Consider the following 20,819-nt stretch of genomic DNA (forward strand, 5'->3'; position numbering starts at 1 on the left):
GCCGTGCGTATCGCCATCGATACGATGGGCGGGGACTTCGGTCCCCGCGCTACGTTACGGGGCACTGCCAGTGCACTGTTGCGTGACCCACGACTCAGCGCCACGCTGGTGGGTCCAGGGCATCTTCTGGATGCCGAGCTTGATTCCCTCCCTGCTTCACTCTCCCGTGTTCGTGATCGCCTTCAGACACTCGCTGTCGACGGCATTGTCGCGTCTGATGCTCGCCCCTCGCGTGTCGTGCGCAGTCGCGAGCCCAGCAGCATGTCCCGTGCGCTCGACCTGGTGGCGAGCGGGCAGGCCGACGCCTGCGTCAGTGCGGGCAATACCGGCGCCTTGATGGCGTTGGCCATGCGGGACGTGGGAACGGTCGAGGGAGTGGAGCGGCCAGCCATCTGTGCGGCGGTACCCACGCAGGGAGAGCGGTCCTGCAGTCTGCTGGATCTTGGCGCCAATGTGGCGGTCGCGCCGCAGCATCTGCTGGCATTTGCTCGCATGGGTGCCGTGCGGTGCCAGCTGGTGGAAGGTGTCGCCAACCCGCGCGTGGGGCTGCTCAATGTCGGTGTCGAATCCGGCAAGGGGACGGCGCAGGTGCAGGAAGCGCATGCCTTGCTGGCTGGCAGCGGTGCGAATTTCGATTATCTCGGCTTCGTTGAAGGGGGCGACCTCTTCGCAGGTGAGGTAGACGTCGTGGTCTGCGACGGTTTCGTCGGCAATGTCGTGCTCAAGAGCAGTGAAGGGCTGGCCCAGATGCTGTCGGCACAGCTGGGGGCGACATTGGCGGCGGATTGGCGTACGCGCCTGATGGCCTGGTTGGCACGTCCGGCATTGACGCGCCTGTCTCGTCAGCTGGATCCGGTGCGCTACAACGGTGCCAGTCTGCTGGGGGTGGCCGGCGTGGTCGTCAAGAGTCATGGCGGGGCGGCCGCGGAGGGATTCGCCTATGCTGTCTCGCGCGCGGCGAGTGAGGCGCGCCGAGGCTTGCCGGAGCGTCTTGCGCATGCTCTCAAGGGCAGCCTGCCGGGTTAATTGCGTAAATTGGTCGGATTCTTGGTCGGCGGGGGTCGAGCTTAGTCTCACTCGGTGCGACAATGCCTGCGCTCGACCGATGTGGCATCGGGTCTGACGCGAAGGCGCCGCCTGATGTCCGGGATGTCCGGCAGGTGTGAAGGCCTGTGCTCGCGAGGGATGGCGAGTGAGAGGGTGGCAGCAGGCAGCAAGTGTGTCGCTGGTGAGTACAATGCAGTGAAGGGAGAAGCAGGCTTTCCCCTGGCAGGAGTGTGTGGCGTTGGTGAATGGCTCCGGAGGGGAGCGACACGGCGCAGCGCACTGGCGGGCCAGCGGAAATCGGGTTTCCTTACCCGTGTCAGTCCCACCTGAACAGATGGAAATGGTGACAGCAATGACAGATTCCCTGGCCCTCATCTTCCCGGGACAGGGCTCCCAGCAGGTCGGCATGCTGCGGGAGCTGGCGGAGCGCTACAGCGTCGTCCGCACTACCTTCGAAGAAGCCTCTGACGCGCTGGGGCGCGATCTCTGGCATCTGACGCAGGAAGGCCCGGCAGAGGAGCTCAATCGTACCGAGTTGACCCAGCCTGCGCTTCTGACGGCCAGCGTTGCCATCTGGCGCGTCTGGCAGGAGCTGGAAGGTCCGCGTCCGGCGCGCATGGCCGGTCACTCCCTGGGCGAATACAGCGCGATGGTCTGCGCCGGCGTGATCGGCTTTGCCGAAGGCGTCAAGCTGGTCAATCTGCGCGGCGAAGCCATGCAGACTGCCGTGCCTCAGGGGCAGGGCGCGATGGCGGCCATTCTCGGTCTCGAGAATGCTCAGGTCGAAGCTGCCTGTGCCAGTGCGGCGCAGGGTGAAGTGGTCGCGGCAGTCAACTACAATGCGCCGGGTCAGGTGGTCATCGCGGGCGGCACGGCTGCCGTCGAGCGTGCCATCGCGGCGTGTCAGGAGGCGGGTGCCAAGCGTGCCATGCCGCTGCCGGTCTCCGTGCCTTCGCATTGCGATCTGATGCGTCCGGCGGCTGACAAGCTGGCCGAGGCGATGAACGACATCGACTTCCGTGCGCCGCGCTACACCGTCATCCAGAATGTCGATGTCAAGGCCCATGAGGATGTCGAGACACTGCGTCAGCGTCTGATCGAGCAGCTCTATCAGCCGGTGCGCTGGACGGATTGCGTCAATGCCATGTTCGACAGCGGCGCGCGGACCTTCATCGAATGCGGTCCGGGCAAGGTGTTGACCGGTCTCGGCAAGCGTATCCAGCGTCAGGCCCGTGGCCTGGCCGTGAACGACCCGGACAGCCTGGAAGCGGCGCTGGAACTTGCCCGTGAGACCGCTGCCGAACAGAATCAGTAAGCTCGTGATTGGCCCGCGCGGCCAGTCATGTGACTTGGATCAGCCAACTCAGGACTCAAGATGACGAGCGAACGCAGAATCGCACTGGTAACCGGTGCCAGTCGTGGCATCGGCCAAGCCATCTCCCGTGAACTCGGCCGTCAGGGCCGTATCGTGATCGGCACGGCCACAAGCGAAAAAGGGGCGGCCGCCATCGGCGCTGACCTCGAGGCGCACGGTATCGAAGGCGCGGGCATGCTGCTCAACGTCACCGACCAGGCCAGCGTCGACGCCGTGCTCAAGGAAATCGGCGAGCGCTTCGGCGCACCGACCATCCTGGTCAACAACGCCGGCATCACCCGTGACAACCTGCTGATGCGCCTCAAGGAAGATGATTGGGATGCGGTGCTCGACACCAACCTCAAGTCGGTCTTCCGTGTCAGCAAGAGCTGCCTGCGCGGCATGACCAAGGCGCGCTTCGGTCGCATCGTCAACATCTCGTCCGTGGTCGCGACCATGGGCAACCTCGGTCAGGTCAACTATGCTGCCGCCAAGGCAGGCATGGAAGGCTTTGCCCGCTCGCTGGCGCGTGAAGTCGCGTCGCGCAACATTACCGTCAATTCAGTGGCGCCGGGCTTCATCGCCACTGACATGACCGAAGCATTGCCGGAAGCGCAGCACGAAGCGCTGCTCGGCAACATCCCGCTGGCGCGCCTTGGCCAGCCGGAAGAGATTGCTGCGGCAGTCGGCTTCCTGACCAGTGATGCAGCAGGCTACATTACCGGTGAGACGTTGCAGGTAAACGGCGGCATGAACATGCGCTAAGCCCCGCGCGGGGACGTGGTTGCGTCCTTTTGGGGTGGCCTATAAACTACGCCCAGCTTTTTCGAGCTGCGGATTCCGTACCACTAGGAGTGATTGTTAAATGAGCACCATTGAAGAACGCGTCAAGAAGGTTGTGGCCGAGCGCCTGAACGCCAAAGAAGAAGACATCCAGAACTCTTCCTCTTTCACTGAAGACCTGGGCGCCGACTCCCTGGACACCGTTGAGCTGGTGATGGCTCTGGAAGAGGAATTCGATACTGAAATTCCTGACGAAGAAGCAGAGAAGATCACCACCGTGCAGGAAGCTATCGATTACATCGTCAACCACCAGTAAGGTGGATTGAAGCGACCAGCGGGCCCTTCGTGGCTCAGGGTCGTGATGCAATCGTCTGTACGTTCAAGAGCCGCACTGTCTTCAGTGCGGCTCTTGTCGTTTCTGCCATTCGTCACTCTTGAGCGCTGGTCGGCCGTGCCTTTCTCGGCAGAGCGGCCAGCAAGGACGGCAGACTTCTCTGTCGGCGGGAGATGCGAGAGTTTGGCGGTGCCAGGGGCGGGCGACGTCCGAGGCAAGGGCGAGGTCTGCGCAGGAGCGTGAGCCTGTCCCGGGATGTCTCGCGCGACCTTCCTGTGCCAGAGCCCTGTCTTTGTGGGCGAAAAGAGGCGGGAGCAGGGCGTGTGGTCGGCAGTGTTGATCGCAGGTGACATGGCGGTGTCACCCTTGTCGCCTGTGCGCAGGACAGCGTCTGGAAAACCGCAGGAAAACCGACTGCCCATCACTGGCAAGGTTTCTGTATAATGCGCTCAATTACCGCCCAGGTGCAGCTGGCCCAGGCGTGCCAAGTCGATAGTTTTGGAGGAGACACGATGCCTCGCAGAAGGGTAGTGGTGACAGGTCTAGGCCTGGTGACCCCGGTAGGGAATACCGTCGAGGAAAGCTGGAGCAACATCAAGGCGGGCAAGAGTGGCATCGCACCCATCGAGCATTTCGATGTCAGCGGTTTCAATACCCGTTTTGGCGGTTCCATCAAGAATTTCGATGTGGGTCAGTATCTGAACCCGAAAGAGGCCCGCAAGATGGACCTCTTCATCCAGTACGGTATCGCGGCGGCCCATCAGGCCATCACCGATTCCGGTATCGAGTGCACGGAAGACAATGCCGATCGCATCGGTGTTGCCATCGGTTCCGGTATCGGTGGTCTGCCGATGATCGAGCACAATCACAAGGCGCTGGAGAAAGGCGGTGCGCGTCGCATCTCGCCGTTCTTCGTGCCGGGCTCCATCATCAACATGATCTCCGGCAACCTGGCGATCCAGTTCGGTTATCGCGGCCCCAACATCGCGATCACCACCGCCTGTACCACCGGAACGCACAACATCGGTTACAGCGCTCGTACCATCGCCTACGGCGATGCTGACGTGATGGTGGCCGGTGGTGCCGAGATGGCGACCACACCGCTGGGTCTGGGCGGCTTCTCCGCGGCGCGCGCGCTCTCGACCCGCAACGACGACCCTCAGGCGGCCAGCCGCCCATGGGACCGTGATCGTGATGGCTTCGTGCTGTCCGACGGTGCCGGTGTCGTGGTGCTGGAAGAGTATGAGCACGCCAAGGCACGTGGTGCGACCATCTACGCCGAGGTGCTCGGTTTCGGCATGTCCGATGATGCGCATCACATGACGGCGCCGCCTGAAGACGGCCGTGGCGCGGCCGCCTCGATGCGCAACGCCATTCGGGATGCCAAGCTGGACCCGAGCGAGATCGATTACATCAATGCTCACGGCACGTCCACCAATGCCGGCGACAAGGCCGAGAGCCTGGCCGTCGAATCCGTGCTGGGCGACGCGGCGCGCAATGTGGCCGTCAGTTCCACCAAGTCGATGATCGGTCACCTGCTGGGTGCCGCCGGTGCCGTCGAGGCCGTGTTCTGCGTGCTGGCGATGCGTGATCAGGTCGCCCCGCCGACCATCAACCTCGACAATCCGGCCGAGGGCTGCAATCTCGACTACGTTCCCAATGTCGCACGCGACATGAAGATCGAGTACACCCTGTCCAACTCCTTCGGCTTCGGTGGCACCAACGGCTCGTTGGTGTTCGGCAAGCTCAAGGACTGAGGTCGCACGCTGTCGTGATCTCCCCTCTGACGCGCTCCCATCCGGGGGCGCGTCTGTCTGTGGGGCGTTGCCAGGCGGTGATGACCGGATCACGATGTCTTGCTGACACCTTGTGTGCCATGCATGTCGCGAAGGAGTGTTGCATCGATGACGGCTGACCATACCGGTACCACGCAGGAGATGCTTCACGACTCGCTTGCGGCGGACCTGCCCATGGAGGATCGCGGCCTTGCCTATGGTGAGGGCGTGTTCGAGACGATTCTGGTGCGCGATGGCCAGCCGCAGCTATGGTCACGGCACCTGGCGCGACTGACCCGTGGTTGCCGGCGACTTGGCTTGCCCGTGCCCTCGTCGCAGGCGCTCGATGCGTGTCTGAATGTCTGTCGGGGCGAGGGGCTCGAGGTGCTCAAGCTGGTCGTCACCGGCGGGTCCGGTGGTCGTGGCTACAAGGCACCCGAGTCACCCGAACCTCGTCTGCGGGCACGCGCAATGCCCTTTGTGGTCAATCGTGAGGCCCGTCAGGGCATCACGGCGCGCGTGTGCGAATTGCGCGTGGCGGAGCAGCCGGCGCTGGCGGGACTCAAGCATCTCAACCGGCTCGAGAATGTGCTGGCACGCCGTGAGTGGACAGACCCCGCCATCCGGGAGGGGCTGTTGCTGACGGCAAGCGATGAGCTCGTCGAGGCCACCAGCATGAACCTCGCCTGGTATCGCGACGGGCAATGGTTCACGCCATGCCTGGATCGCGCCGGTGTCGAGGGCACCTTGCTGGTGGCGCTAGAGGCCGAGCTCCCCGTCATGCGAGTGCGCGAAGGACTGGCATCACTGAGGGCGGCCGAGGTGGCGGTGGTGATGAATTCCGTGCAGGGCGTCTGGCCGCTGCGCACCTTGCTGGCGGCGTCGGGAGCGCCTCTGGCCCAATGGAGTGATGAGGGGCATCCGGCGCTTGCGCCACTGAACGACATTGTCGCGCGCTTGCTGGGCGAGCCCGCGTATTGATGGAAGGCGTCCAGGCTGCGGGGGCGTTCCCGAGCAGACACCTTCTTCGCCATGAAGACTGGAAATCCGATTATGCGTGTATTCAAGATCCTTCTGATGCTGGTCGTCGTGGCCGTGGCTGCGGGTATGGTGGGCTTTCGTTACTGGCAGGCACAGTTGCTGTCACCGCTGGCGATCGAGCAGGAACAGCTGTTCGAGGTCCCGCGCGGTGCCAGTCTCTCCAAGGTGGTGAGCGAGCTGGAATCCCGAGGCATCATCGAGGCCAGCTGGCCGTACAAGATATGGGCACGTCTGGAGCCTGATGCCGTCAATGGTCTGCGCGCCGGTGAATTCCGTCTCACGCCGGGCCTGAACGGGCGTGAGCTGGTGGCACTGCTGTCCAGCGATGACGTCGTCAGCTATACCCTGACCGTGCCGGAAGGCTGGACCTTCGCCCAGATGCGTACCGCCATGGACGCCTCACCCAAGCTTGAGCACACGACTCGCGACATGAGCGATGAGGAGCTGATGGCGGCCGTAGGGGCAGAAGGCGAGAAGCCGGAAGGGCGCTTCTTCCCGGACACCTACCGCTATCACAAGGGCGTGAGCGATCTGTCGCTCTACAAGCAGGCCTACGCGCGCATGAGCAAGACGCTGGAGGACGTGTGGGCCGGGCGTGACGACGACCTGCCGATCACCACCGCGTACGAGGCCCTGATTCTGGCCTCGCTGATCGAGCGCGAGACCGGTGCCCCGGAAGAACGTGGCGAGATCGCCGGCGTGTTCAAGCGTCGCATGGAGCGTGGCATGCGCCTGCAGACCGACCCGACCGTGATCTACGGGCTGGGGGAGGATTATGATGGCTCGCTGTCGCGTGCCGATCTGCGCAAGCCGACCCCCTGGAATACCTACGTGATCACCGGCCTGCCGCCGACACCGATCGCGATGCCGGGGCGTGCCGCCCTGGAAGCCGCGGTACACCCCAAGCCAGGCGACACCTACTACTTCGTCGCCAAGGGCGAGGGCAAGCACCACTTCTCGCGCACTCTGCGAGAGCACAACAACGCCGTGCGCCGCTATATTCTCAAGCGGTAATACGCCGTGAATGAGGCGAAATCTCCGCGTGGTCCGGTGATCATCGCCATGCCGCGTGGGCCTTCGTCGCGAGTCATCTGCCGTCTGAATCAGGAAACCTCATGTCTTCACGTCCGAGCGCCGCAAGCACGACGTCTTCTCGCCACATCCCCCCCCTCGAGGTGAGCCCATCGACGGGGCGTTTCATCACCCTGGAAGGAGGAGAAGGTGTCGGCAAGAGCACCAATGTCGCCTTCGTGGTCGCCGAGCTCGAGGCGCACGGCATCGAGGTGGTGCGTACGCGGGAACCCGGAGGCAGTGAGCGGGCGGAAGCCATTCGCCGGTTGTTGCTGGACCCGGCCCCCGCGGAGGCCTTGAGCGATGATGCCGAGCTGCTGCTGATGTTCGCCGCGCGTGCCCAGCACCTGGCCGCGACCATTCGCCCGGCGCTGGAACGTGGTGCCTGGGTGGTGTGTGATCGCTTCACCGATGCCACCTTCGCCTATCAGGGCGGCGGACGTGGCTTGCCGCTGGCCGACATCACCACACTGGAAGCCTTGGTGCAGAAAGGGCTGCAGCCGGATCTGACGTTGCTGTTGGACATGCCGGTCGAGGCCGCACGAGGGCGTCTGGCCGCACGGCGCGCCGAGACCGGCGAAGGCGCGGATCGCATCGAGCAGGAAGCCGAGCAGTTCTTCGAAGCGGTGCGAGTCGGCTATCACCAGCGGCGCGATTCAGCCCCCGAGCGCTTTGCCACCATCAATGCCGATCAGTCGCTGGCAGAGGTACAGGCCGAGATCGCCGGCGTGCTGTCGGCCCGCATCGCCGCCTGGCAGGCAGGAGAGACCGCATGAGTGCAACGCGATCCAGTGATGACGGCGTGACACTCTCGAGTTTCTCGCCGCTGCCGTGGCAGCACTCGCTGTGGCAGCACTTCACCGCCGTGCATGACAGCGGTCGCCTGCCGCACGCGGTGATGCTCAGCGGGCCTTCGGGGCTTGGCAAGCAGGAACTCGCGGATGCGATGATCGCCCGTGTGCTGTGCCGCACCGCACAGGGCAAACCCGGCGCTGCCGCCTGCGGTGACTGCCATGGTTGCCACATGCTGGCGGCAGGGCACCATCCTGACCTGATGGCGGTGTCACCTCAGGACGTCGGCAAGATGATCCGTATCGACCCGATCCGCGACGTCAACCGGTTCGTCGCTCAGACGGCCCAGCAGGGCGGCTATCGTGTCATTCGCCTGCAGCCTGCGGAATCGATGAACATCGCCTCGGCCAACGCGCTGCTCAAGAGTCTCGAGGAGCCCGGCGCCAACACCCTGTTCATCCTGCTCAGTGACATGCCATCGCGCGTGCTGCCGACCATTCGCTCCCGCTGCCAGCAGTGGCCCCTGGTGATTCCGTCGGCTGAAGACAGTCTGCCGTGGTTGAGCGAGCAGCTGGGCGAAGATGCCCAATCGTTGCTGCGCATGGCAGGAGGCCTGCCGCAGCTGGCGGTGCGTCTGGGCGAGGCGGACCAGCGCCAGCTCAGGCAGGCATTGCGTGAACTGTTCGACGCGCTGGTGCGCGGGGGAGAGCCGGTGGCGGAAGCCTGGCGTCTGGAGCGCCAACCGCTGTCGCAGGTGCTGTGGTACGGTATTGCCTGGCTGGAAGATCTGATACGCATGGGCTTGTCTGGCAATACCGCGCAGCTGCGTGACCCGAGTCTTGAGCCCTTGCTGCGTCAGGCGGTCAAGAATGGCCGCACCCGTGACTGGTTCAAGCTGCTGGACTTTGCCCGTGAGCAGCGCCGTCTGCTGGCGGCGGGGGGCAACCCCAACCCGCAGCTGGTGCTGGAGTCCTGGCTGGTGCGTTGGGCAGCGCTGCTGCGTTCGTGATGCCCGTGAGCAGGAGGCAGCGCTCAACGTGCCCCGCGGGCTAGACTGACAGCAGGCGCCGCGCGAACCGCAGGACAGGCGCCATGAGATTCACGCTGCTCGGCGTCGTCGTGAGAAGAGCAGACGCCGAGCCACGAGACTGAATTCGCCGGATCACCGGCCGGAGGTGAAGGATGCACACCGCTCCACAGCAAGGCCAGAAGGCACTGTCGCTGACGATTCGCGACCAGAAGACATTGCTGGCCGCCTACATGTCGACTCTCGTGCGAGGCGGTATCTTCGTGCCGACCACCGAGCGCTACACCATGGGGCAGGAGGTCTACCTGCTGCTGACATTGCCGGAAGAATCCGAGCGCATTCCGGTCACCGGTCGCGTGGTCTGGATCTCCCCCTCGGGTGTCGGCGGTCGCCGTACCGCAGGCATCGGCATCCACTTCAGTGAAGAGGACCGCCAGGTGCGTGACCATATCGAGAACCATCTGGCCGGCATGCTGGGCAAGGGCCACGCCACCTATACGCTATGAGCTGACCCCGCTCTGCCTGTCACCCCGACCGGCGCCGCCATGCTGGCGTGTCGGTCGTTCATGTTTTCGCCATGCCTCGCGTGGCCCCCAGTCTGAGAGTTTCCGGATGTTTGTCGATTCGCATTGCCACCTTGATCGCCTCAAGCTTGAAGAACATGGCGGCAGCCTTGACGTCGTGCTGGACGCCGCACGCGCCCGTCACGTGCACCAATTTCTCGCCATCGCGGTCACGCTGGACGATGTGCCCGAGATCTCGGCCATCGCCCGGCAGCATGACGATGTGGTGATTTCCGCCGGTGTGCATCCGCTGCATCAGGTGGACCCGGAGCCCTCGGTCGAGGACATCAAGAAGTGTGCCGAGCGCTTCGGTGCGGTGGCCATCGGCGAGACCGGTCTCGATTATCACTACGAGAGCGTCAGCCGTGAACTGCAATACGAGCGCTTCACGCGTCATCTGATTGCCGCGCGCGAGCTGGAGCTGCCGGTCATCATCCACACCCGTGAAGCCCGCGAGGACACCCTGGCGCTGATCAAGGAGCATACCGATCCCGCCGTGGGTGGCGTGCTGCACTGCTTCACGGAAGATCTGGACATGGCACGTGTCGCGGTGGGCCACGGTTTCATGGTGTCCATCTCCGGGATCGTCACCTTCCGCAATGCCGAGCATGTCCGCGAGCTGGCGCGCGCCATCCCGCTGGATCGCCTGTTGATCGAGACCGACAGCCCCTACCTGGCGCCGGTGCCGTACCGCGGCACCTCCAACGTGCCGGGCAACGTGGTCGAGGTCGCCGAATGCATCGCCGCCGAGCGCGGCATCACCGTCGATGAGCTGGCGATGCAGACCACCGCCAACTTCTATCGTCTGTTCCGCGCCGCCGCGCCGGAAGCCCCGGACAACGTTCGCGAAGCGCTGGCCAGCAGCGGCATGCTCATCGACGGATGAGCGCCCACGGGCAGCGTGACACGCCAGGCAGGGAGGAAATGTCATGAATCCAGCCGCCATTCTCACTCGATTGGGCGACAGGGCCGGCAAGGATGGGCCACTGCCACCGGTGGAGACCTGGCACCCGGAGCACTGCGGCGAGATGGATCTCGTCATCCGCGCCGATGGTCGCTGGGTGCATGAAGGCACGCCGATCGGTCGTGCACGGCTGGTGCACATGCTGTCGCGGGTCATGCGGCGCGAACCCGATGGCAGCTACTGCCTGGTCACGCCGGCGGAGAAGGTCACCATCCAGGTCGAGGATCGCCCCTTCCTGGCGGTGGATTGCACCCGTGTCGAGTCTGAACCTGGTCAGACACAGTCTGGTCAGACACAGCCTGGACAGGCAGCACTCGGAGAGGCTGAGCCTCAGCCTCAGCCTCAGCCGGACATCTGGCAGCTGGTCACCGACCAGGGTGATATCGTGCGACTGGAAGGGGATACCCGTCTGACGCTCAGCGAGACACCGGATGGCCTGTGGTTGCCGGAAGCGCCGGTGCGCTTCGGACTCGCCGCGCGTCTGCATCGCAATCTCTACTATCGTCTGCTGGAAGAGGCCGAGATGCGCGAGCTGGACAATGGCGATCAGGCACTGGGCTTCATGAGCGACGGCCACTGGCAGATGCTCGGCGTACTGAGTGCCCGTGACCTCGACACCTGAGCCACCCGGTATCGCCCGCGGCAGCGCCGCCTGAACCGTATTCATCAACGACGCATGGCATCCTTGCCGTCCCTCGTCAGCCATTGCAGGTCTTCATGTCTTCTACTCTCCCGCCAGTCGCGCCTGATACCCCTGTCGAGGCCATCGGCGTCACGCCAGATGATGTCGCCACCGACGGTGCGGAACCGGTCTCGCCGCTCGCGCACGCCGTCGGCCAGCTGACGCAACGGCTGACGGATCAGCAGCGTGCCGTGGTGGCACATCGCGGACGACACGCACGGGTCGCGGCGGTGGCAGGCTCCGGCAAGACAACCACGCTGGTGGCGCGAGTGCTGAGTCTGCTGGCGGAAGGCATTCCGGCGCAGCGGATTCTGGTGCTGATGTTCAACCGCTCGGCGCGCGAGGACTTCGTCGCCAAGCTGGCGCAGTCGGCGCCACCGGGCACGCGGCTGCCGGATGTCCGCACCTTCCACTCCATCGGTCATCGCCTGACCACTACCCTGGTGCGCTGGGGGAGTCTGGCGCCGCGCGAGCTGATCCAGCAGGACTGGGCGTTGGAGCGGCTGCTCAAGCAGGCCGCCCAGCGTGCCCTGGGCGATGCCGACCGCGCCGATCGTGAGGCGGCACTGGAAGGTGAGCGTCTCGAAGCGCTTGCCCAGTTCTGTGATCTGGTCAAGGCCGAGATGTGCGAACCGACGCTGCTGTACGAGCGCATGAACCTTGGTGAGCACACCGGTCACTTCGTCGAGTCCTTCGCCCAGCTTGAGCAGCTGCTCGAGCAGCATGGCCAGATGACCTATGCCGATCTGCTCTACCGGCCGCTGCGTCAGCTGGAGAAGGAGCCGGAGACCCGTGCGCGTATCCAGGGGCATCTGCAGCACGTCATCATCGATGAGTATCAGGACATCAATGAGGCGCAGCAGCGCATGCTGGCGCTGCTGGCCGGTGCGCCGTCCACTGCGGCTTCCTCGCCGGCAGTCACCGGCGAATCATCCAGCACCGTGGCAGAAGTCATGGCGGTAGGTGACGCCAACCAGTGCATCTATGAGTGGCGTGGCGCCCGCCCTGATTACATGCTGACGCGTTTCGCCGAGAGTTTCCCGTCCCCGCTGGACTTCCCGCTCAGTTACACCTTTCGCCATGGTCATCGTCTGGCATTGGCGGCCAATCACGCGATCGCCGCCAATGCGCGCCGCCCGGATCAGCTGTGTCTGGCTGCACCCGGCACACCGCCGACGCGGTTGTTCGAAGGGCAGGGGGCCGCCAGTCTGGTCGCGGCGCTGACCGCCTGGCGTGAGTCGGGGCGCAGCGGTGCCGAGGCCGCCGTGCTGGTGCGCAGCTGGGCGCTGTCGGTGCCGGTGCAGCTGCAGTTGCTCAAGGCCGGGATTCCCTTCCGTCTCGGGCAGGGCGATCGCTTCGTGTTCCGCCTGCCACTGGTGCAGGCGCTGGCAGGCTATCTGGAGCTTGCGCGTGACGCCACGCGGCTGCGTGACCCGGCGCATCTGATGTTGCTGTTCACCCAGCCCACCGCCTTCGTCGCGCGCGAACGCCTCGAGCGTCTGTGTCAGCAATTGGCCGACAGCCAGCGCTGGCCGCGCAAGGAAGACCCGATTCTCGAAGGGCTCAAGCCGCTGCAGCGCCGCAACCTGCACAAGCGCTGGAAGCTGTTGTGTGATCTCCCTTCGCTGGGCGACTGGGCTCCCGCGCGGCTGCTGCGGCACGTGGTCGATGAGCTGGAAGCCGACAAGGTGCTGAGACGGGCCGCGGCCCGACGGGACAAGGGCGAGGAGGACGTGCGTCTGCTGGACGTGCTGATCGAGCAGGCGGGGGAGCTTGCCAACGACCCCGAGGCCTTCGTCAACCTGCTGCGCAACCCGGTCGAGGATGCCGCCGATGGCGTGCTGATCACCACGGTCCATGGTGCCAAGGGGCTGGAATGGCCGCTGGTAGGCCTCTGGGGCATGAACGAAGAGGACTTCCCGGCCTACTCGCGCGACAACCCGCTGTCGCCGGAGCGCCTCGAGGAAGAGCGACGTCTGTGCTATGTCGGTGTGACCCGTGCTCGCGAACAGCTGCATCTGTGGCGGGATGGCGGGACCCATGCGCCGAGTCGCTTCCTGGCGGAACTGTGTGTAGAGGACTGCTCCCGCCTCGGTGACTGGATTCACGGTGCGGGCAAGCGTGCCAAGCTCGCTCGCCAGCAGGCCGGTGAAGGCGACGCATCCAGTCGCGAGGCGTCCTCTGAAAGTACCGAGACCCTGCGCGTGAGCGCGCCAGCCCTTGGCGAGGCCTATCTGGCGCGCCTGCCGTTGGTACGTCATGGCATCACGCCGCCGACGCTTGAGGCCTCGCCCAGGCCCAGAGCCGAGCACCAGAGCAAGCCCGGTGGCGTAGGCAAGACCGCTGACGCCGCATCCAGCCGGCGTCAGCCTCGTTCCGGGGGCCGTCATTCCCGCACGTCATCCTCTTCTCGCAGCGAGGTGTCTGGCGTGCTGCAAAGCGTCGGTGGCTGGAAGGTGGGGCAGCGTGTCGCTCATGACACCTTTGGCGAGGGCGTGATCGAAGAGGTGTCCGGCAATGACACCAATCCGCTGGTCGAAGTGCGCTTTACCGATGGCAGCAAGCGACGCCTGATCGCCTCGCGTGCGCCACTGTCCGCTCTGTAAGACCAGACGCCCAGGGTGGCAAGGTGCGCGATTGCCAATCATCGACGTGAGGGCCATCATGCCTTCATGGCGTCACCGTCCGCTGGAAAGGAGTTCCCATGGCCCAGTATCCCGATCCTGCCGCACTGGCGGCAGCCTCCGTCTCCACCTCATCGTTGCTGGCCCCGGACCAGCGGCAGGCACCCTTGATCGACGCCAGTCAGCTGGTGACCCAGCTGGCGATGGCAGGGCTCAAGTCCCCCGTGGTACTGGATTGCCGCGCTCGCCTCGAGGATGGCGAGGCGGGCGAGCGGATGTGGCGTGAAGGGCACCTGCCAGGGGCCATCCATGTCGATATGGAACGTGATCTTTCCGCGCCCGTGCGCGAGGACGGCGTGGGCGGTCGTCATCCACTGCCGTCGCACCAGGCGACAGCCGAGCTGTTTCGCCGTCTCGGCATCACGCCCGAGCAACAGGTGGTGGTCTATGACGACATGGGTGGCCAGATGGCGGCGGCGCGCCTGTGGTGGATGCTGACCTGGGCCGGGCATCCGGATGTGCGTGTGCTGGATGGCGGCATCCAGGCCTGGAATCAGGCCATGGGCGAGCTCAAGCGCGCTCCCTCCCAGCCAGTGGCCTCCGCGCCCAGTGACTGGCAGCCGAGCTTTGACGACAGCCTGCTGGTCACTGCCGAGGAGGTGGTGGGCAGTCAGGCGGTGCTGCTGGATGCCCGGGGTGAAGCGCGCTTTCGCGGTGAGCAGGAGCCGGTCGACCCGGTGGCCGGCCATATCCCCGGCGCCCTGTGTCGCCCGACCCCCGGCAATCTCGAGGCCAATGGTCGCTTCAAGGACCGCATGAGCCTGATGCGCGAGCTGCGCCGGACATTGCCGGATGACAGCGCCGTGATCGCCTATTGCGGTTCCGGCATCAGCGCCTGTCAGAATATCCTGGCCTTCGCGATCGCGGGACTGCCGCTGCCGCGTCTGTACGCCGGCTCCTGGAGTGACTGGATCAGTGACGCCGAACGCCCGGTCGCCACCGGCGAGGCCAGCGAAGGGTAGCATTCAGGCAAGCCCGACAAGGATATTGCCGAAACGACAACGCCCGCCAGAGAAACCTCTGGCGGGCGTTGTCGTTTGTGGGGCGCGCTTTCCGTGCGCGCTCAGGCTGGCGTCTTGGGCTCCGCGGCGGGCTTGCGCGACTCGAAGCGCTCCAGCAGGGCAGCGTTGGCGCAGTTGCCCATCACGTTGAGGGCGGTGCGCAGGCCGTCGGTGAAGCGGTCGACGCCGGCGACCACGGCCACGCCCTCCAGCGGCAGGCCCGCCGCGCCCAGCACGGTGGTCATCGCGACCAGCCCGGCACCCGGCACGCCCGCCGTGGAAAAGCTGACCAGCAGACCGGTGGTGAAGACGGTGATCACCAGTGACGTCGTGACGTCGATACCGAACAGCTGCGCCACGAATAGCGCATTGAAGCCCTGCAGCACGGCGGCGCCATCACGCTTGAGCGCGGTACCGAAGGGCAGCGCGAAGCTGGCCAGGGATTCCTGCATGCCGTAGTCGCGTGCATTGCCCAGCGCCAGCGGCAGGGTGGCACCGGAACTGGCGGTACCGAAGGCGAAGCCCAGGCTCTGGCCGAAGTGGCGCATGAAGGCCAGCGGGCGGGCACCGGTCACGGCCAGTAGCACCAGATAGAGCAGTGCCATCAAGGCCAGCGCGATGATCAGACCGATCACGTACATGCCCAGCCGCATCAGCAGATCCAGCCCCTGGGTGGCGATCACCGAGGTGATCAGCGCGAAGACACCAAGCGGGGCCAGCTTGAGCACGAAGGACAGTACCTTGAGGCTGACGGTGTAGCCGCTTTCGATCACGCGATGCAGCGGCGCGCTTTCTTCCGGCAGGGCACGCATCGCCAGGCCGATCAGGGCGGCCGCGAAGATGACCTGCAGCAGGCCGCCGCCACCCAGCGCCGTGAAGGGGTTGTTGGGCACCAGCCCCACCAGCCATTGGGCGATGCTGTCGGCATTGCGGCCTTCAGGCGCCGAGTCCACCAGGCTCTCGGCACCGCTGCCCGGGCTGAGCCAATGAGCGACCAGCATGCCCAGCGTCAGCGCCACGGCGCTGGTGACCACGTAGCTGCCCAGCAGACGCCCGGCATGGCGGCCCACGTCAGCACCGCCTTCGCGACTGGTCAGGCTGAGGATGAGGGCACCGAAGACCATCGGTACCACCACGAACTGCAGCAGACGCAGGAAGATCTGGCCTACCGGCGTCAGCAGGTTGACGTCGAGCCAGGCGACACTGCCCTCGGGCAAGGCACCTGCTCCGGCGTTCAGGGCAAGGCCGCTGAGGATACCCAGCCCCAGGGCGAGCAGTATCTGACGAGTGACGGACATGGTGGCTCCGAAGCAAGGGAAGTCAGGAAGAGGCGAGTCGACGCTCGGGTGCTGCGCCGTCTGACCCCGTTGGAGTGAGTGAAATCAAGGATGGCTAATGTGCTATCCATGGAAAGTTATATCAATGAAGTATTTGAGACTATTTTGGAATAACACAAGAAGCGCCCTCGTGAGAGCGCGACATCTCCCTGCTGAAGCGGACCGCGCAGCGGTCCACGGAGCAGCTCCGTACGGGAGGCCAGAAACGACAACGCCGCCGCGGCAGGGCCACGGCGGCGTTGTCAGCTGGCGGGCAGCGTTGGGTCACATGTTCGGATAGTTGGGGCCACCGCCACCTTCCGGGGCGACCCAGGTGATGTTCTGCGCCGGGTCCTTGATGTCACAGGTCTTGCAGTGCACGCAGTTCTGGAAGTTGATCTGGAACTGCGGCTCACCGGCTTCCTCGATGATCTCGTAGACCCCGGCGGGGCAGTAGCGCTGGGCCGGCTCAGCGAAGCGCGGCAGGTTGTCACGCACCGGTAGCGCCGGGTCTGCCAGACGCAGGTGACACGGCTGGTCTTCCTCGTGATTGGTGTTGGAGAGAAACACCGAGGACAGCTTGTCGAAGGACAGCTTGCCGTCCGGCTTGGGATACTCGATCTTCGTGCATTCATCCGCCGGGCGCATGCGCGCGTAGTCCGGGGTGGTGTCATGCAGGGTCGGCAGTCGGCCGCCCATCAGCTGGTCGAGGAAGTTGTAGGCGCCACCGAGGAAGGTGCCGTACTTGTGCATCGCCGGGCCGAAGCTGCGCGAGGCATCCAGCTCCTCATGGGCCCAGCTGTCCTGGAAGCGCTTGCCGAAGTCGACGAGGTCCACGCCACCCTCATCGCCGCTCTTGATGGCGGCGAACACGCTCTCCGCCGCCAGCATGCCGGACTTCATCGCGGTGTGCAGGCCCTTGATCTTGGCGAAGTTGAGCGTACCGGCGTCACAGCCGATCAGCAGGCCACCCGGGAAGCTCATCTTCGGCAGGCAGTTGAGGCCGCCCTTGGCGATGGCGCGCGCCCCGTAGGAGACCCGCTTGCCGCCTTCGAGGTGCCGAGCCAGGGTCGGGTGCTGCTTCATGCGCTGGAATTCATCGAAGGGTGACAGGTACGGATTGTCGTAGGCGAGATCGACGATCAGGCCCACCACCACCTGCTGGTCATCGGTGTGATAGAGGAAGAAGCCGCCTTCGGCGTTGCCCTTGAGCGGCCAGCCACTGCCGTGGACTACCAGCCCAGGCTGATGCTGCTCGGCCGGGACATCCCACAGCTCCTTGAGGCCGATGCCGTAATGCTGGGCATCGGCGTCCTTGTCGAGAGAGAAGCGCGAGATCAGCTGCTTGCCCAGATGCCCGCGGCAGCCCTCGGCGAACAGGGTGTACTTGCCGCGCAGTTCCATACCCGGCATGTGGCCATCCTTTTCACTGCCATCGGCGGCCACGCCCATGTCGCCGACCACGATGCCGCGCACCGTGCCATCTTCTCCGTGCAGCACTTCCTGAGCGGCGAAGCCCGGGAAGATCTCGACGCCCAGTTCCTCTGCCTGCTCGCCCAGCCAGCGGGTCAGGTTGCCGGCGCTGATGATGTAGTTGCCATCGTTGTGCATGGTCTTGGGAACCAGTGCATTGGGGATGACCTGTGCCTTCTGGTCATCCTTGAGCAGCACGACTTCATCACGGGTCACGGCGGTATTGAGCGGCGCGCCGCGCTCGGCCCAGTCGGGGAAGAGTTCGGTGAGTGCGCGTGGCTCCAGCACTGCGCCTGACAGGATATGGGCGCCGACTTCAGAGCCTTTCTCGACCACGCAGACCGTCAGTTCGTGCTCCGCCTCATTGGCCTGCTGCATCAGTCGACAGGCCGCCGACAGGCCGGAAGGCCCGGCACCGACGATGACGACGTCGAAATCCATGAATTCGCGTTCCATGACCCGTCTCCTCAATCTTGATGCCCTGTATCAGGCCCCGCGGATCCGGCGGGGTGGGCGTATCACGATCAGTCGTTGCTGATCGCAGGGCTATTGATCTTCGGCGGCGCGCGTCAGGGCGGTGGCTCGCCAAAGCAAAAAACGATGCTGTGCTCGTCGTGTCGACAGTGAAGGATATGGCTCCCATCCCGTCGTGGCGAGCTGTCATGCGCAAGGCAGCCGCATAGCATGCCGCAACAGTAGCATTTAAAACGACCGTTTGTTTATTATGCTTGGGTCTGACGTAATAGCCACACGGCGTGTTGCAGGATATCGCCTGACGGGTTTCATGTCCGGGCACCCGGATGGTGGCTTTCCGGTTTGACCCCGACCCCCAATTCTGCGCAAGATGCCCCCATGAGAATGATGATCCGTTGCCATCAGGGCCGGTTGTCAACGGCCGGCGAGCAGCGTTCGCCAGCAGCAGGCAGCATGCCTTCGGGTCGTGGGATGGGGTGCCGTGACGCGGTGCTTGTCAGCACGACCTATTTTGGATGATATTCACCTATCAAACGCTTGCATGAATCGAGCGGGGGCGCCTCGAGCAGCCTCTCGCTCCATGAGAGATCAGCGAGGACACCATGAAAGTACTCGTCGCGGTGAAACGCGTCATCGATTACAACGTCAAGATTCGCGTCAAGGCGGATCAGTCTGACGTGGATCTGACCAACGTCAAGATGGCCATGAACCCCTTCTGCGAGATTGCCGTGGAAGAAGCGGTACGCCTGAAGGAAAAAGGCGTGGCGACCGAGGTCGTGGCCGTGACCATCGGGCCGAAGGCCGCCCAGGAACAGCTGCGTACCGCGCTGGCGCTGGGGGCAGATCGCGCGGTGCAGGTGATGACCGATGACGCCGTCGACTCTCTGGCAGTGGCCAAGCTGCTGGCCAAGGTGGTCGAGGAAGAGCAGCCTGGCCTGGTGATTCTCGGCAAGCAGTCCATCGATGCCGACAACAACCAGACCGGCCAGATGCTGGCGGCGCTCACCGGCATGGGGCAGGGCACCTTCGCCTCCGAGGTGGTGGTCGACGGCGAGAGCGTCAACGTCACTCGTGAGATCGACGGGGGGCTGCAGACCGTCAAGCTCAGCCTGCCGGCGGTGGTCACCACGGACCTGCGCCTCAACGAGCCGCGCTACGCCAAGCTTCCGGACATCATGAAGGCCAAGAAGAAGCCGCTGGACGTCAAGACGCCGGAAGAGCTGGGTGTCTCCACGGCCTCGAAGGTCACGCTGGTCAAGGTGACGCCGCCGGCCGAGCGCCAGGGTGGCGTCAAGGTCGGCTCCGTCGATGAGCTGGTGGACAAACTCAAGAATGAAGCAAAGGTGATCTCATGAGCATTCTCGTCATTGCCGATCATCACGATGGCCAGCTGACAGGTACCACTGCCAGTGTGGTAGCGGCTGCCAGCGCCATCGGTGGCGATATCGATGTTCTCGTCGCGGGGGAAGGTGTCGGGAGCGTTGCCGAGCAGGCCGCGAAGCTTGCCGGCGTCAAGCGTGTGCGCGTGGCGGACAACGCGGTCTACGCCCATCAGCTGGCGGAGAATGTCTCGGCACTGGTCGTGGCGCTGGCGGACGACTACAGCCATGTGCTGTCCGGTGCTTCCACCACGGCCAAGAATTTCATGCCGCGCGTGGCAGCGCTGAAGGACGTCGCACAGATTTCCGAGATCATCGCGGTCGAGAGTGCCGATACCTTCCTGCGTCCGATCTATGCCGGCAACGCCATCGCGACCGTCAAGAGTGACGACGTCCTGAAGGTGATCACCGTGCGTGCCACCGGCTTCGACCCGGTGGCGGCTGACGGCCAGGCGGCCATCGAGGCGGTGGATGTCGTCGAGGATGCCGGTGTCTCCAGCTTCGTCAACGAGACGCTGGCCGAGAGCGAGCGTCCGGAGCTGGGAGCTGCCAAGGTGGTGATCTCCGGTGGCCGCGGCATGGGCAACGGTGAGAACTTCGCTCTGCTCGACGGCATCGCCGACAAGCTGGGCGCCGCCATCGGTGCCTCACGTGCCGCCGTGGATGCCGGTTTCGTGCCCAACGACATGCAGGTCGGCCAGACCGGCAAGATCGTTGCCCCGGACCTGTACATTGCCGTCGGCATCTCCGGTGCGATCCAGCACCTGGCGGGCATGAAGGACTCCAAGGTCATCGTCGCGATCAACAAGGATGATGAGGCGCCGATCTTCCAGGTCGCGGATTACGGTCTGGTCGGAGATCTGTTCGAGGTGCTGCCGGAGCTGGAAGGCAAGCTGTAAGACAGTGCGCTGACCTCTCATCCGGCGCCGGACACCCGGACCGGACATGAGCAGAAAACGCGACCCGCTTCGGCGGGTCGCGTTTTTTTTGTGCCCGGATCAGACATCGTCACGTCATGGCGTCTGCCTGCATGGCATCCCGAGGGCATGACATCTGACA

The 20,819-nt window shown here is 64.7% G+C and carries 18 protein-coding genes; 16 read left to right on the forward strand and 2 right to left on the reverse strand.

Annotated elements, in window-relative coordinates; translation table 11 throughout:
- Positions 1-3: 3 nt before the first annotated feature.
- From plsX to PJK54_RS09055, 14 genes are all read left to right on the forward strand, one after another.
- A complete protein-coding gene (plsX, locus tag PJK54_RS08990) occupies positions 4-1,026 on the forward strand; it encodes a phosphate acyltransferase PlsX (protein WP_271302672.1) in 1,023 nt (340 codons plus the stop codon).
- A 373-nt stretch (positions 1,027-1,399) separates the two neighbouring features.
- Positions 1,400-2,362 (forward strand): ACP S-malonyltransferase, encoded by a 963-nt coding sequence (gene fabD, locus PJK54_RS08995; protein WP_271302673.1) that lies wholly within the window; start codon positions 1,400-1,402, stop codon positions 2,360-2,362.
- A gap of 60 nt (positions 2,363-2,422) precedes the next feature.
- On the forward strand, positions 2,423-3,166 hold the full coding sequence (fabG, locus tag PJK54_RS09000; RefSeq protein WP_043331893.1) for a 3-oxoacyl-ACP reductase FabG: 744 nt from the start codon (positions 2,423-2,425) through the stop codon (positions 3,164-3,166).
- 100 nt (positions 3,167-3,266) lie between these two features.
- Entirely contained in the window at positions 3,267-3,500 is a 234-nt protein-coding gene (gene acpP / locus PJK54_RS09005; RefSeq protein WP_065392587.1) for an acyl carrier protein, read from the forward strand.
- A gap of 530 nt (positions 3,501-4,030) precedes the next feature.
- Positions 4,031-5,275, forward strand: a complete 1,245-nt coding sequence (gene fabF, locus PJK54_RS09010) for a beta-ketoacyl-ACP synthase II (protein ID WP_077372085.1) — start codon at positions 4,031-4,033, stop codon at positions 5,273-5,275.
- A gap of 147 nt (positions 5,276-5,422) precedes the next feature.
- Complete coding sequence (gene pabC, locus PJK54_RS09015; RefSeq protein WP_258038153.1) at positions 5,423-6,274, forward strand: aminodeoxychorismate lyase; 852 nt, start codon at positions 5,423-5,425, stop codon at positions 6,272-6,274.
- A gap of 72 nt (positions 6,275-6,346) precedes the next feature.
- Positions 6,347-7,348, forward strand: a complete 1,002-nt coding sequence (mltG, locus tag PJK54_RS09020; protein WP_077372088.1) for an endolytic transglycosylase MltG — start codon at positions 6,347-6,349, stop codon at positions 7,346-7,348.
- 101 nt (positions 7,349-7,449) lie between these two features.
- Positions 7,450-8,181, forward strand: a complete 732-nt coding sequence (gene tmk, locus PJK54_RS09025) for a dTMP kinase (RefSeq protein WP_271302674.1) — start codon at positions 7,450-7,452, stop codon at positions 8,179-8,181.
- Positions 8,178-9,206 carry a DNA polymerase III subunit delta' gene (locus PJK54_RS09030; protein ID WP_077372094.1) on the forward strand — a complete coding sequence of 343 codons (1,029 nt, stop codon included), beginning with the start codon at positions 8,178-8,180 and terminating at the stop codon, positions 9,204-9,206. Before tmk ends, PJK54_RS09030 begins: the two co-directional genes overlap by 4 nt.
- Before the next feature lie 173 nt (positions 9,207-9,379).
- Positions 9,380-9,730 carry a PilZ domain-containing protein gene (locus tag PJK54_RS09035; protein WP_077372097.1) on the forward strand — a complete coding sequence of 117 codons (351 nt, stop codon included), beginning with the start codon at positions 9,380-9,382 and terminating at the stop codon, positions 9,728-9,730.
- Positions 9,731-9,836: 106 nt separating this feature from the next.
- Positions 9,837-10,673, forward strand: a complete 837-nt coding sequence (locus PJK54_RS09040; protein WP_077372100.1) for a TatD family hydrolase — start codon at positions 9,837-9,839, stop codon at positions 10,671-10,673.
- A gap of 43 nt (positions 10,674-10,716) precedes the next feature.
- On the forward strand, positions 10,717-11,373 hold the full coding sequence (locus PJK54_RS09045) for a DUF1285 domain-containing protein (protein WP_271302675.1): 657 nt from the start codon (positions 10,717-10,719) through the stop codon (positions 11,371-11,373).
- 95 nt (positions 11,374-11,468) lie between these two features.
- Complete coding sequence (locus tag PJK54_RS09050; RefSeq protein WP_271302676.1) at positions 11,469-14,039, forward strand: ATP-dependent helicase; 2,571 nt, start codon at positions 11,469-11,471, stop codon at positions 14,037-14,039.
- 98 nt (positions 14,040-14,137) lie between these two features.
- The gene (locus tag PJK54_RS09055) at positions 14,138-15,079 is read left to right on the forward strand and encodes a sulfurtransferase (protein WP_271302677.1); all 942 of its coding nucleotides are present in this window, start codon (positions 14,138-14,140) and stop codon (positions 15,077-15,079) included.
- A 101-nt stretch (positions 15,080-15,180) separates the two neighbouring features.
- Here PJK54_RS09055 and PJK54_RS09060 read toward each other — a convergent pair whose 3' ends face one another.
- Positions 15,181-16,416 carry a dicarboxylate/amino acid:cation symporter gene (locus PJK54_RS09060; protein WP_271302678.1) on the reverse strand — a complete coding sequence of 412 codons (1,236 nt, stop codon included), beginning with the start codon at positions 16,414-16,416 and terminating at the stop codon, positions 15,181-15,183.
- A gap of 303 nt (positions 16,417-16,719) precedes the next feature.
- Positions 16,720-18,363: an electron transfer flavoprotein-ubiquinone oxidoreductase gene (locus PJK54_RS09065; protein ID WP_271302679.1), complete on the reverse strand. Its 1,644-nt coding sequence runs from the start codon at positions 18,361-18,363 to the stop codon at positions 16,720-16,722.
- Between the two features lie 620 nt (positions 18,364-18,983).
- Here PJK54_RS09065 and PJK54_RS09070 point away from each other — a divergent pair.
- Both PJK54_RS09070 and PJK54_RS09075 read left to right on the forward strand, forming a co-directional pair.
- Positions 18,984-19,736, forward strand: coding sequence for an electron transfer flavoprotein subunit beta/FixA family protein (locus tag PJK54_RS09070; RefSeq protein WP_077372115.1), 753 nt, complete (start codon positions 18,984-18,986; stop codon positions 19,734-19,736).
- Positions 19,733-20,659, forward strand: coding sequence for an electron transfer flavoprotein subunit alpha/FixB family protein (locus tag PJK54_RS09075; protein WP_084209126.1), 927 nt, complete (start codon positions 19,733-19,735; stop codon positions 20,657-20,659). Before PJK54_RS09070 ends, PJK54_RS09075 begins: the two co-directional genes overlap by 4 nt.
- Positions 20,660-20,819: the final 160 nt, after the last annotated feature.

This window comes from Cobetia sp. MMG027, assembly GCF_027947415.1.
In the GTDB taxonomy this organism is placed as follows: Bacteria; Pseudomonadota; Gammaproteobacteria; order Pseudomonadales; family Halomonadaceae; genus Cobetia; species Cobetia marina.